The sequence below is a fragment of the Cellulosimicrobium sp. BMG9.23 genome (genome assembly GCF_059159985.1).
Genome location: NZ_JBZGBZ010000008.1, coordinates 59,559 through 71,509 on the forward strand (window position 1 = coordinate 59,559; position 11,951 = coordinate 71,509).

Annotated in this window: 12 protein-coding genes; 5 read left to right on the forward strand and 7 right to left on the reverse strand. The window is 77.0% G+C overall.

Features of this window, described 5'->3' with window-relative positions; translation table 11 throughout:
* Position 1 precedes the first annotated feature (1 nt).
* Together AC4H2G_RS14940 and AC4H2G_RS14945 are read left to right on the forward strand one after the other, a co-directional pair.
* Positions 2-2,590 carry a penicillin acylase family protein gene (locus AC4H2G_RS14940; RefSeq protein ID WP_494366526.1) on the forward strand — a complete coding sequence of 863 codons (2,589 nt, stop codon included), beginning with the start codon at positions 2-4 and terminating at the stop codon, positions 2,588-2,590.
* Positions 2,587-3,210 carry a GNAT family N-acetyltransferase gene (locus tag AC4H2G_RS14945; RefSeq protein WP_494366527.1) on the forward strand — a complete coding sequence of 208 codons (624 nt, stop codon included), beginning with the start codon at positions 2,587-2,589 and terminating at the stop codon, positions 3,208-3,210. The genes AC4H2G_RS14940 and AC4H2G_RS14945 overlap by 4 nt, the downstream gene beginning before the upstream one ends.
* Positions 3,211-3,299: 89 nt before the next feature.
* Here the strand turns inward: AC4H2G_RS14945 and AC4H2G_RS14950 are convergent, their stop codons facing one another.
* The 6 genes from AC4H2G_RS14950 to AC4H2G_RS14975 form a co-directional block, all read right to left on the reverse strand.
* Positions 3,300-3,662: an ACT domain-containing protein gene (locus AC4H2G_RS14950; RefSeq protein ID WP_494366528.1), complete on the reverse strand. Its 363-nt coding sequence runs from the start codon at positions 3,660-3,662 to the stop codon at positions 3,300-3,302.
* 62 nt (positions 3,663-3,724) lie between these two features.
* Entirely contained in the window at positions 3,725-3,979 is a 255-nt protein-coding gene (locus tag AC4H2G_RS14955) for a DUF6480 family protein (RefSeq protein WP_435735943.1), read from the reverse strand.
* A gap of 116 nt (positions 3,980-4,095) precedes the next feature.
* Positions 4,096-4,971: an SDR family oxidoreductase gene (locus tag AC4H2G_RS14960; RefSeq protein ID WP_494366529.1), complete on the reverse strand. Its 876-nt coding sequence runs from the start codon at positions 4,969-4,971 to the stop codon at positions 4,096-4,098.
* Positions 4,972-5,016: 45 nt separating this feature from the next.
* Positions 5,017-6,135, reverse strand: a complete 1,119-nt coding sequence (locus AC4H2G_RS14965; protein ID WP_494366530.1) for an NAD(P)/FAD-dependent oxidoreductase — start codon at positions 6,133-6,135, stop codon at positions 5,017-5,019.
* Positions 6,132-6,683: an isoprenylcysteine carboxyl methyltransferase family protein gene (locus AC4H2G_RS14970; RefSeq protein ID WP_494366531.1), complete on the reverse strand. Its 552-nt coding sequence runs from the start codon at positions 6,681-6,683 to the stop codon at positions 6,132-6,134. Before AC4H2G_RS14970 ends, AC4H2G_RS14965 begins: the two co-directional genes overlap by 4 nt.
* On the reverse strand, positions 6,680-7,849 hold the full coding sequence (locus AC4H2G_RS14975) for a type III polyketide synthase (RefSeq protein WP_494366532.1): 1,170 nt from the start codon (positions 7,847-7,849) through the stop codon (positions 6,680-6,682). The genes AC4H2G_RS14970 and AC4H2G_RS14975 overlap by 4 nt, the downstream gene beginning before the upstream one ends.
* A gap of 105 nt (positions 7,850-7,954) precedes the next feature.
* On the opposite strand from AC4H2G_RS14975, the gene AC4H2G_RS14980 reads away from it, so the two are divergent.
* The gene (locus tag AC4H2G_RS14980) at positions 7,955-8,842 is read left to right on the forward strand and encodes a UbiA family prenyltransferase (RefSeq protein ID WP_494366533.1); all 888 of its coding nucleotides are present in this window, start codon (positions 7,955-7,957) and stop codon (positions 8,840-8,842) included.
* Positions 8,843-8,984: 142 nt separating this feature from the next.
* Here the strand turns inward: AC4H2G_RS14980 and AC4H2G_RS14985 are convergent, their stop codons facing one another.
* On the reverse strand, positions 8,985-10,112 hold the full coding sequence (locus AC4H2G_RS14985) for a LysR family transcriptional regulator (protein ID WP_494366534.1): 1,128 nt from the start codon (positions 10,110-10,112) through the stop codon (positions 8,985-8,987).
* A gap of 92 nt (positions 10,113-10,204) precedes the next feature.
* On the opposite strand from AC4H2G_RS14985, the gene AC4H2G_RS14990 reads away from it, so the two are divergent.
* Positions 10,205-11,197, forward strand: a complete 993-nt coding sequence (locus AC4H2G_RS14990; protein ID WP_494366535.1) for a threonine ammonia-lyase — start codon at positions 10,205-10,207, stop codon at positions 11,195-11,197.
* Between the two features lie 10 nt (positions 11,198-11,207).
* Positions 11,208-11,828 (forward strand): L-threonylcarbamoyladenylate synthase, encoded by a 621-nt coding sequence (locus tag AC4H2G_RS14995; protein WP_494366536.1) that lies wholly within the window; start codon positions 11,208-11,210, stop codon positions 11,826-11,828.
* Positions 11,829-11,951 lie beyond the last annotated feature (123 nt).

The window sequence follows — 11,951 nt, forward strand, 5'->3', positions numbered from 1 at the left end:
CATGGCACCGAGCCTCCACCCCGACCGCGCCCGCGACGTCGGCGGCGAGCCGGACCCGTGGCCCGCGGCCGGCACGTTCGAGGTCTTCCGCGACGCGTGGGGCGTGCCGCACGTGCGCGCCGGCGACGAGCTCGCGCTCGCGCGCGGCCAGGGCTACGTGACAGCGCTCGACCGCGGCTGGCAGGTCGAGGTCGACCGGTGGCGCGCGGAGGGCCGCCTCGCCGAGCGCCTCGGCGAGGCAGGTCTCGCGTGGGACCGGTTCGCCCACCGGGTACGGCTCGCCGACACCGCCCGCCGCGTCCACGCGGCGCTCGCGGACGACGACCGCGCGTGGCTCGACGCGTACACGGCCGGGGTGAACGAGGGGCTCGGGCGCGGGCGCGACGTGCCCGAGATGCACGCGCTCGCCGACCCGTCGTGGCCGGGCGGCGGCGATCTGCCGCCCCACGAGCCGTGGCCCGCGTGGGCGCCCCTCGGCGTCTTCCTCGTCGCGCACGTGCTGTTCTCCGGGTTCCCGCAGGTGCTGTGGCGCGACCACGTCGCCCGCACGCTCGGCCGGTCCGTCGCCGCGGCGGCACCCGGCGACCCGGACGCCGTCGACCGGGTGCTGGACCTGCTCGCCGTCGACGGCGGTCCCTCCTCCGGCTCGAACGCCTGGGCGCTCGCGGGGTCGCGCACGACGAGCGGCGCGCCGCTGCTCGCCGGGGACCCGCACCGGCTGCTCGAGCTGCCCGGCGTCTACCAGCAGGTGCGGCTCGCCTGCCCGGAGTACGACGTCGTCGGGCTCGCGTTCCCGGGGGTGCCCGGCGTGCTGCACTTCGGGCATGCCGGAGACGCGGCGTGGGGCATCACCAACGCGATGGCGCACCACGTCGACGTCTTCGCGGAACGGCTGCGGCGCATGCCCGACGGCGCCGTGCAGGCATCAGGCCCAGACGGTCCCGAGCCGGTCGACACGGTCACGGCGACGGTGCGGGTCCGCGCGGCCGCCGGCCCGGTGGAGCACCGGGTCGAGACGTGGGAGACGGCGCGCGGCGTGGTGGTGACGGGCGAGCCGGACGCGGGCGAGCCGGACGCGGGCGAGCGGCATGTGGGTGGCGCGGACGTGGGTGGCGCGGACGGGGAGAAGCCCCGTCCGGGCGCGACCGGACCAGACGTGACAGCTCCGGACGAGCCGCGACGGACGTTCGCGGTCCGCCTCGCCGCGCGGGTGGACGCCGACCTCGGCGTGGGCTCGTGGCGGCGGTTGCTGCGGGCCCGCTCGGCCCGCGACGTCGCCGACGCGTTCGCGAGGTGGGTCGACCCCGTCAACCGTGTCCTCGCCGCCGACCGGGACGTCGTGCTGAGCCTCACCGCGGGGCGCGTGCCGCAGCGTGCGCCGCGGGACCGGGTGCTGCCCCTGGACGCGTGGTCCGACGCCGCCCGGTGCCGCCCGTGGGCGGACCTGCCCGGCCCCGTGGTGGTCGAGGACGTCGCCGTCGACGCCAACGAGCGACCCGTCCGGCCGGAGATCGGGCTCGGGCACACCTACGCGCCGCCGCACCGCGCGCGCCGGATCCGCGCTCTGCTGGAGTCGGCCGACGGTCCGCTCGGGCCGACCGACCAGGGCCGCGTGCACGGTGACACCCGGCTCGGCAGCGCCGACGCGCTCCTCGCGTGGCTCGTCGACCCACGCCATGCGCGCGACGAGGTAGTCCAGGGCGACGGGGGTGTCCAGGGCGACCGGGTCGTCCAGGGCGACGAGGTCGTTCGGGGTGACAGGGGTGCTCAGCCTGACCGGGATGTCAGGGGTACGGGCGGGCTGGAGAGCCCGGGGCACGGGCGGACTGGTGCTGCGGCACCGACCGATACGGTGCAGACCGTTGCGGCGCGACTCCTCGCGTGGGACCGGCACATGGACGCGGGCAGTCCCGACGCGGCCCTCTACGCGGCGTGGCGGTCTGCGTTGGCACGGCGCATCGCCGCGCACCCGGCGCTCGCCCCGCTGCACGCACCCCACGGCCTCGACGAGGTCTTCGCGCCGTGGCTGTCCGTCACGGCGCGCGTCGCGGACGCCCTGCCGGCGCTGCTCGGCGCGTCGTGGCTCGGGATCGACGGCCGGGCCGAGGCGTGGTCGGCTCTCGCGGACGTGGCGGACGTGGCGGACGTGGCGGACGTGGCGGACGTGGCGGACGTGGCGGACATGGCGGACGGCGCGGGCACGAGAGGCGCGGCCGAGCAGGGCCGATCGTCCTCGCGGCCGCCGACGACGTGGGGCGACACGCATCACGTGCTCGGGCTTCACGTGCTGCTGGACGTGCCCGGTGCCGACGTGCCGCGGATCGAGGCGTTGCCGCTGTCGGGGGACACCGACACCGTCCGCTGCACCGTGAGCGCGCCGGGCGTCACGGACGTGTGCGTGCGCGGCTCGGTCGCACGGTGGGTGTGGGACCTCGCCGACCGGGACGCGAGCCGGTGGGGTGTGCCGTTCGGCGCGAGCGGCGACCCCCGGTCCCCGCACTTCGCCGACCAGCACCCGGCGTGGGCGGACGCCACGACCGTGCCGGTCGTCACCGACTGGACCCTGCTCGACCTCGAGGAGACCCGATGACCACGACCACCGAGACCGCGTCAGGAGCCGTCGTCGGGCGCCTGCCCACGGGCGTGCCGGGCGAGCTGCTGCTGGAGCGGGACGTGCACGGGGCAGGCCGCCTCACGGTCCGGGTGCTCGACCCCGACGCCGACCTCGACGTGCTGCACTCCTGGGTGACGCGCTCCTGGGCGCGCTTCTGGGGGCTCGGCGACCTCACGCCGCTCGAGCTGCGGGACCTGTACGCGTACGTCGGGTCGCTGCCCACGCACCACGCGTTCCTCGTGCGCTGGGACGACCGGCCGGTCGCCCTCCTGCAGACGTACGAGCCCGAGCACGACCCGGTCGGCGAGTGCTACGACGTGCTGCCCGGCGACGTGGGCGTGCACTTCTTCCTCGGCGGTCGCGGCCCGCGGGGGACCGACCTGTGGGCCGTGCTAGGCACCGTGCTCGCCGAGTTCCTGTTCGCCGACCCGGGTGCGCGGCGCGTCGTCGTCGAGCCGGACGTCGCGAACGCCCGCGCGCACGCCCGCATGCGTGCTCTCGGTTTCGAGCTCGGCGAGCCGGTGCGGGTGGGCGACAAGGACGCCCTCCTGGCCTTCCTACCGCGGGACCGCGCGACGGCGCTCGCGGAGCGGTGACCGCCGAGCACGACCGGCGGAGCTGTGACCGGCGGTGCTGTGACCGGCGGTGCGGTGACCGGCGGTGCGGTGACGACGGGCGGCCGGCGTCAGGGCTGCGCGACGGCGTGCCCGGCGTCGCGCAGCGCGTCGACCGCAGTCTCGAGGCGGTCCTGCGGCACGAGCACGAGATCCGCGTGGAAGGTCGAGGCCACGAACACCGGGACCGACGCGTCGGCGAGCGGACCGACGACGGACGAGAGCACGCCCGGGACGTCGAGCCCGTGGGGCTCGGCGTAGAACCCGGCCCAGCGCTCGCCGTCGCCGCCCCACGGGGACGCGTGCCGCAGCACCGTCAGCCCTTCCGCTGCGCGAACGAGCGCGACCCACTCGTCGTCCTCGGGGAACGCCGCCCCGGGGTCGTGGGCGAGGACGAACCGGTCGGGCAGGACGCGCAGTCGCAGGGTGGGCACGCCGGGACGATAGCGGCCGTCACCCACGCGCACCGGGGACGGCTACGGCGACGGAAGGCCTGTCAGCCGAGCAGACCCGCGGCGTAGCCGACGAAGAACAGCGCGGTCAGCACGGCGACACCGCCGATCACGCCGATCCAGACCCACGGCACCGCGCGGTGCGGTCCGTGCTCCTCGTGGCCCTGCGGCGCGCTCACCTGGTCCTCGGCGGGCGGGGTCTCGCCGGGCTGCACGTCACCGCTCGCGGAGAAGTCCGCGGCGGGGGAGCGGCCGGTCGAGTCCGTGGGGTCGGGGTCGGCCGGGGTGCTGTGCGTCATGGGTGGTCTCCTCGGACGGGTCGGTGCGTGTCGTGTGCAGGCGGCCGGCGTGGCCGCGTCGGGGCGGTCTGGTAAGGGCGCCGGGGCCGCGTCGTCGTGCGACGGCTCGGGGCGGGTCAGGGGCGGCGCCAGTCGTCGGACTCCAGGTGCGATCCGGCCATCGGGCCCATGGTGAGCATGCCGCCGTCGACGGCCCACGACGCCCCGGTCACGTACGAGGCCGACGGCCCGCACAGGAACGCGACGACGGCCGCGACCTCCCGGGCGTCTCCGGGCCGGCCGAGCGGCACGCCGGGACGATGCGTGGTGTGCGGGTCCTCGTCCTCCTGACCCGTCATGGGCGTCGCGATCTCGCCGGGCGCGACGGAGTTCACGGTGATGCCGTGCTCGGCGAGCTCGAGCGCGGCGACCTGCGTCAGCAGGCCCAGACCGCCCTTCGCCGCGCAGTACGGCGCGGACCCGACGCGCGGCGCGTGCTCGTGCACGCTCGTGACGTTGACGACCCGCCCGCCGCGCCCGCCCGCGATCATGTGCCGTGCCGCCGCCTGCAGCAGGACGAACGGGCCGTCGAGGTCGGTGCGGATCACGCGGTGCCACGTCGCGAGGTCCAGGTCGAGGAGCAGCGTCGACGTGCCCGTCCCCGCGACGTTGACGAGCGCGTCCAGGCGGCCGGTCTCGCCCACGATCTCGTCGAGCGCCGGGGCGATGCCGTCCAGGTCCGTGACGTCGAGCCGGCGCAGGACCGTCCGCGCCCCGGCGTCGCGCACCTCGCGCTCCGTGCGCTGCGGGTCGTGCTCCTCGGCGTACCAGGTGAGGGCGAGGTCGAACCCCGCCTCGGCGAGCGCGACGGCGGTCGCGCGGCCGATCCCGGACTCCGAGCCGGTCACGAGGGCGACCGGCCGCTCGGACGGGGCGCCCGGTTCGGCGCCCGGGGCCGCTCGTGGTCCGGGGCGAGGGTCGGACGTGCGGGGGTCCAGGTGGAATGACGTCATCCGTCCAGCCTGCGAGCGTGTGCGGGCGCACGCACCCGGGGCGGCTCAGCGCGCCAGGCGCTCCACGACCGCGGCGTACAGCCACGGGGCGGCGCTCGCGGCGGGGACGATCGCCCCGCGCACGGGGCTCGCGGCCCAGGCGAGCAGGCCGGTCGTCAGCACGCGGTAGTCCCGCGTGGCCCGCACCCACGCCCGCTCGTACGCCGCGGCGTCGTCCAGGTGCCCGACTGCCGCCTCCGCCTGGGCGAGACCCACACGCACCCCTTCTCCCGTCAGGGCGTCGACGTAGCCCGACGCGTCCCCGACGAGTCGCACCCGGCCAGCCGTGCGGCGTCGGGCCCGACGGCGCAGCGGCCCGGCCCCGAGGACGCGCCCCACGACCTCCGCGTCGCCCAGGCGCTCCGCGAGCTCGCCGAACGGGGCGAGGCGAGGCGCGGGCCCGGCGTGCGAGGCGTCCTGGTGCCCGTCGCCGGCGCGGGGGCCGAGGACCGCGACGCCGACGAGGTCGGGGCCGACGGGCGTGACGTAGGCCTCCTGGTGCGCGGCCCAGTGCACCTCGACGAGGTCGGACCAGGGCGCGACACGGTAGTGGGTGCGCAGCCCGTATCGATCGGCGCCGGCGCGGTAGGGGGTGCCCTCGAGGCCGGCGAGGCGACGCACGGTCGAGTGCAGGCCGTCGCATCCGAGGACGTACCGGGCGCGGACCTGCTCGGGCCCGTCCGTGGGGCCCGACCCCGGACCGGCGAGCGTGACGTCGACGCCGTCGTCGTCCTGGTGCAGGTCGCGCACCGTCGCGTGCCGCACCACGGCGCCGAGCGCGACGGCGCGCGCGTGCAGGGCGGCGTGCAGCGCCGTACGGCGCACCCCGCGCCCGGGACCGGCGGCGAACAGGTGGTCGGCGTGGCGGACGCGGCCCCGGCGGTCCACGCCCCGGTAGCTGATCCCGGTGAGCAGGTGCCCGGGCGGGTCCACGTCGAGCGCCCGCACGGCGGCGAGCGCGCCGGGGAGCAGCCCTTCGCCGCACGCCTTGTCGAGCGTGCCGTCGACGGCTGCGCCGCGGCGGTCCACGACGAGGACGTCCAGACCTGCGCGACGCGCGTGCACGGCCGCCGCGAGCCCGACGGGGCCGCCACCGACGACGAGCACGTCGACGCGTGCGGTCACGAGCGGGCCGGGCCCTGTCCGGCGGTCGCCTGGGGCAGCAGGGCGAGGGCGCGCTCCTCGGCCGGGATGCGGAACCGCGCGAGCAGCACGGCGTTGAGCACGGTGAACACGACGACGGTCACCCAGGACGTGTGCACGAGCGGCAGCGCGAAGCCCTCGACGACGACGGCGACGTAGTTCGGGTGGCGCAGCCACCGGTAGGGCCCGCGGTCCACGAGCGGGAGTCCCGGGACGACGATGACCCGCGTGTTCCACCGCGGTCCGAGCGTCGCGATGCACCACCAGCGCAGCCCTTGGCTCGCGAGGACGAGCGCCAGCATCGGCCAGCCGAGCCAGGGCAGGAACGGGCGGTCGGCGAGCCACGCCTCGGCGACGCACGCGACGAGGAGCCCGGTGTGCAGCGCGACCATCGCGGGGAAGTGCCCCCGGCCCGTCTCGAAGCCGCCGCGCGCGAACGACCAGCGGGCGTTGCGCGCGGAGACGACGAGCTCCACGAGCCGCTCCAGGGCCGTGGCGCCGACGAGCGCGACGTACCACGTGAGGCTCACCGGGTCGCTCCGGCGGCCGCCCCCGCGGCACGCGCCCGGACGGGTCCCGAGCGCGGCGGGCCGTCGAGGCGCAGCAGCACGAGCTCGGTGCTCACCCCGGGGCCGAACGCGACGAGGACGGCGGGGGACCCCGCCGGCGCGGTGGAGGCCGCGAGCGTCGCGTCGAGCACGTGCAGCACCGACGCGGACGACAGGTTGCCCGCCTCGCGCAGGCTCGCCCGGCTGTGCCGCAGGTCCTGCTCGTCGAGGCCGAGCGTGTCGCGCACCGCGTCGAGGATGCGGGGCCCGCCGGCGTGCACGATCCACGTCGGCACCTGCGAGGGCTCCAGGTCGTGCTCGACGAGCAGCGCCTTGACGTCCCCGAGGAGGTGGGCCCCGACGAGCTCGGGCAGGCGCGCGGACAGCACCACCTGGAACCCCGTGTCGCGCACGCGCCACCCGAGGTCGCCGGTCGTGCCGGCGTGCAGCGTCGAGCGGGAGTCGACGACGCGGGCGGTGCGGTGCGCGTCCGACTCCCGGTGGGCGTACCCGGCGGCGAGCCGCGGACGCGCCAGCGGGTGCTCGTCCCCGACCAGCACGACCGCCGCCGCGCCGTCGCCGAACAGGCCGGAGGCCGCGAGGTTCGCCGTGGAGTCGTCGCCGTGCTGCAGCGTCAGCGAGCACAGCTCGACGGCGATCAGGAGGGCGACGTCGCGCGGGCGCCCGCGCAGCAGGTCGTCCGTGCGCGCGAGACCGGCCGCCCCGCCCGCGCACCCCCACCCGAACGACGGCGTGCGGCGCACGTCGCTGCGCAGCCCCAGGCGCTCGGCGACGAGCACGTCCACCGACGGCGCGCCGATGCCCGTGACCGACGTCATCACCACGTGGTCCACCTCGTGCGCCGTCAGCCCGGCCTCCTCGAGCGCACGGGCCGCGGCCTCGGCCGCCAGGTCCGTGGCGACGCCGAGGAAAGCGTCGTTCGACGCCCCGAACGTGCGCAGCCCTGCGTACGCGTCCAGCGGCAGCGCGAGGTGGCGGGTGTCGACGCCCGCGTGGGCGTGGAGACGTCGCGCCACCGCGGCACGGACGGGGTCGTCCGTCAGGAGCGGGGCGATGACGTCGGAGATCTCGGACTGGGTGTGGCGGCGGTCCGGCAGCGCGGTCCATACCGCGGCGACGCGCGACATGTCCGCATCGTCCCACCGGGGTCGCGGGTTCGCGCGGCGAGCGCGGTCCGGGGCGGGCACCGGACCCGAGGGTCGGGTCGGACCGCCCGCTGCTAGCGTTCCCGCATGGCGCACCCGACCCCGCCGGGCGGCGCCCGCACGGGCACCCGCGTGCGGGCGGTCTCGCCGCGCGGTCTCGTCGTCGCCGCGCACGCCGCTCCCGCCGCGCTCGTCACCGCGCTCGCGTGCGCCCTGTCGCTCGGCATCGGCTCCGGGCCGGGGACGACGGCGCTCGTCACCGCCGCGGTGCTCTGCGGGCAGCTCTCCGTCGGCTGGTCGAACGACTGGATCGACGCGCCCCGCGACCTCGCGGTGGGCCGCGTCGGCAAGCCCGTCGTCGCGGGGCTCGTCACGCCGGCGGGGCTGCGCGCCGCCGCGCTCGTGGCGCTCGGCGCCTGCGTCGTGCTGTCCCTCGCGACCGGGATCGTGCCCGGTCTCGTGCATCTCGTGGCGGTCGGGGGAGCGTGGGCGTACAACGCCGGCCTCAAGGCGACGGCCTGGTCCTGGGTGCCGTACGCGGTCTCGTTCGCGCTCCTCGCCGTGTTCGTCGTCCTCGCGGCGCCCGGGGACGCCGTCCCGGCACCATGGGCGCTCGTGGCTGCAGCGCTGCTCGGCACCGGCGCGCACGTCGCGAACACGCTGCCCGACCTCGAGGACGACGCCGCCACGGGGGTGCGCGGCCTGCCGCACCGGCTCGGCCGGCGCGTGGCGAGCGTCCTCGCGCCCGTCCTGCTGGGCACGGCCGTCGCCGTCGTGGTCCAGGCACCGTCCGGCCCGCCCGACGCCGCGGCGTGGGCGGGCGGCGCCGTCGCCCTAAGCACCGCGATCACGGCCGGGGTGGTGGGTGCCGTCCGACCGTCGTCCCGGGCGCCGTTCGCCCTCTCCATGGCGACGGCGGCGGCGTGCGTCGTGCTGCTCGTCCTCGCGGCGCCAGAGGTCGCGGTCGCCACCTGAGCGCCGCGCCGTGCCGTAGCCGTTGCGCGCACCCACGCCCGTCGCCGAGATAGCGACCACCAGCCGAGATAGCGACCCGCAGCAGCTCTCGGACGCCCCCTGCGCGGCACGTCGCTATCTCGCGACGCCCACCCGGACCCTCTCAGGGTCCGGGGGACGACCCCGTGCTCGACGGGGCGCGATCCCGTGGTCGTCGGGGCGCCGACGCGGCCACGAGCCCGCGGACGACGGCGTGCGCCCCCGGCGGCGGGCGGTCGCCGTACGTGACCGCCAGCACGCGCCGCGCGGCGCCGGGCAGCGTGTGCGTCACGACGCGTGGGTCGCGGTGCGCGCGCAGCGCGAGCGCCGGGAGCACCGAGACCCCCACGCCCGCCGCGACGAGCGACTGGACCGCGACGTAGTCGTCCGTCTCGAACGCGATCCGCGGCGTGAAACCAGCGCGCTCGCACCGGCCCACGAGGTCGGCCCGGCACCGCTCGCACCCGGCGATCCACGGCGCGTCCGCGAACCGCGCCAGGTCGGACGGCACGGGGGCGTCGCCGAGCAGGGGCCCGCTCCCACCACCTGCATCCGGGGTCCCGCTCGTCCCGCCGGCGTCCGGGGTCCCGCTCGTCCCGCCGGCGTCCGGGGTCCCGCTCGTCCCGCCGGCGTCCGGGGTCCCGCTCGTCCCGCCGGCGTCCGGGGTCCCGCTCGCACCGCCGTCGTCACCCCGCCGCGCGTGCCCGCCGCCGCCCGCCGGCGCCACCCTGGACGTCACGACCGACAGCTCCTCCTCGAGCACCGGCACCGACACCAGTCCGTCCAGGTCCGCGGGCGAGCGGTCGTGCTCGAACACCAGCGCCACGTCGACCGTGCCGCGGCGCAGCGCCGCCAGGGCCTCGGGCGGCTCGGCCTCCACCAGGCCCACGACCAGACCGGGGTGGTCCCCCGCGAGGCGCGCGACGACGTCGGGCACGAGCGTCGCGAGCGCCGACGGGAACGCCGCGAGCCGGACCCGACCGGCCGCGAGCCCGGCGAGCGCCTCGACCTCCTCGCGCGCCGCGCCGACGCGACCCAGGATCTCCTCGGCACGCGCCGCGAGGAGGCGCCCGGCGTCCGTCAGGCGGATGCCCCGCCCGACGCGCTCCACGAGCGGCACCCCGACCTCCGCCTCGAGACGGGACAGGTGGTGACTCACCGACGGCTGCGCGTAGTGCAGCGCGCGCGCAGCACCGGTCACCGACCCCTCGCGCGCCACCGCGGCCAGCACGCGCAACCTCGTCAGGTCCATGCGGCGACCCTACGACGATTCATCGACGAGATCGATCACAACCCAGAGGGTCGGCATTAGACCTATGCGTCGAACCGGTCCACCGTGGACACATGACTGCCACGACCCCGGCGCCCGGCCTCGTCGCGCCGACGATGCGCGACGTCCTCGACGCGCGACGCACCCTCGCCGCCCACCTCGAGCCCACTCCCGTGCGCACCTACGAGCCCCTCGACACCGCGACCGGCGCCCGCGTCGTCGTCAAGCACGAGAACCTCCAGCCCACCGGGGCGTTCAAGGTCCGCGGAGCCCTCAACCTCCTCCTGCGTACCACCCCCGAGGAGCGCGCTCGCGGCGTCGTCGCGTTCTCCACGGGCAACCACGCCCAGGCCGTGGCCCACGCCGCCCGTGCCACCGGCACGCCGTGCACGATCGTCATGCCCACGGACCCGAACCCCACCAAGGCGCACGCCGTGCGCGCGCTCGGCGCGCGCCTCGTGCTGCACGGCGCCACGTTCGACGACGCCCGCGAGCACGCCACGGCGCTCGCGGGGGAGATCGGAGCGCGTCTGGTCAGCGCCGCGAACGAGCCGCTGCTCGTGGCCGGGGTCGCGACGGCGTACCTCGAGCTGCTGGAGCAGACGCCGGACCTCGACGTGCTCGTCGTCCCGGTGGGCGGGGGCAGCGGCGCGGCGGCCGCGTGCCTGGTCGCCCGCGCGCTCGCGCCCGACCTCGAGGTGGTCGCGGTGCAGTCGTCCGCGTCGCCGGCGGCCCACGACTCGTGGCGGTCCGGCACGCTGCGCACCGGGCCGAACGCGAGCCGCGCCGAGGGCCTCGCGACCGGCTGCGGGTTCGCGCTCACGCAGGAGATCCTGCGCGCCGCCCTCGACGACTTCGTCCTCGTGGACGACGACGCGCTCGACCGCGCGGCCGGCCTCTTCCTCACGGGCGCGCGCACGGTCGCCGAGACCGCCGGGGCGGCGGGGCTCGCCGCGGTCCTCGCCGACCCGGACCGGTTCGCCGGCCGCCGCGTGGGCGTCGTGTGCACGGGTGGGAACGCGAGCCCGGCCGAGCTGCGCCGTGTGCTCGCGACGGTCCCCGCCTAGGCTCGGACGCATGGCCCGCTACCTCGACGTGCACCCGGACAACCCGCAGCCGCGCGTGATCGCGCAGGTCGTCGCGCTGCTCGGCGACGGCGGCCTCGTCGCCTACCCGACCGACTCCGGCTACGCGCTCGGGTGCCGCATGGACGACCGCGAGGGCACGGAGCGCATCCGCCGCATCCGCGACCTCGACGACAAGCACCACTTCACGCTCGTGTGCGCGGACTTCGCGCAGCTCGGGCACTTCGTCATGGTCGACAACTCCGCGTTCCGCGCGATCAAGGCCGCCACCCCGGGCCCGTACACGTTCATCATGCGGGCGACGTCGGAGGTGCCGCGCCGGCTCGCGCACCCGAAGAAGCGGACCGTGGGCGTCCGCATCCCGGACGACACCGTCGCCCAGGCGATCGTCGCGGCGCTCGGCGAGCCCATCCTGTCGAGCTCCCTCATCCTCCCGGGGTCGGACGAGGCGCTCACCGACGGGTGGGCGATCAAGGAGGAGCTCGACCACGTGATCGACGCCGTGGTCGACGGGGGCGAGCGCGGCAGCGCGCCCACCACGGTCGTGGACGTGTCCGACGGCGTGCCCGAGGTCGTGCGCGTCGGCGCGGGGGACCCTTCGCGCTTCGAGTGAGCGGCAGGCGGCGCCTCTGCCGCCGCGAGATCGGCAGATCGTCGCGAGATCGGTCCTCCGGAGTGCCGATCTGACGCCGGAGTGCCGATCTCGGGTCGTCGTGCCGATCTCGGGCAGCGGGAA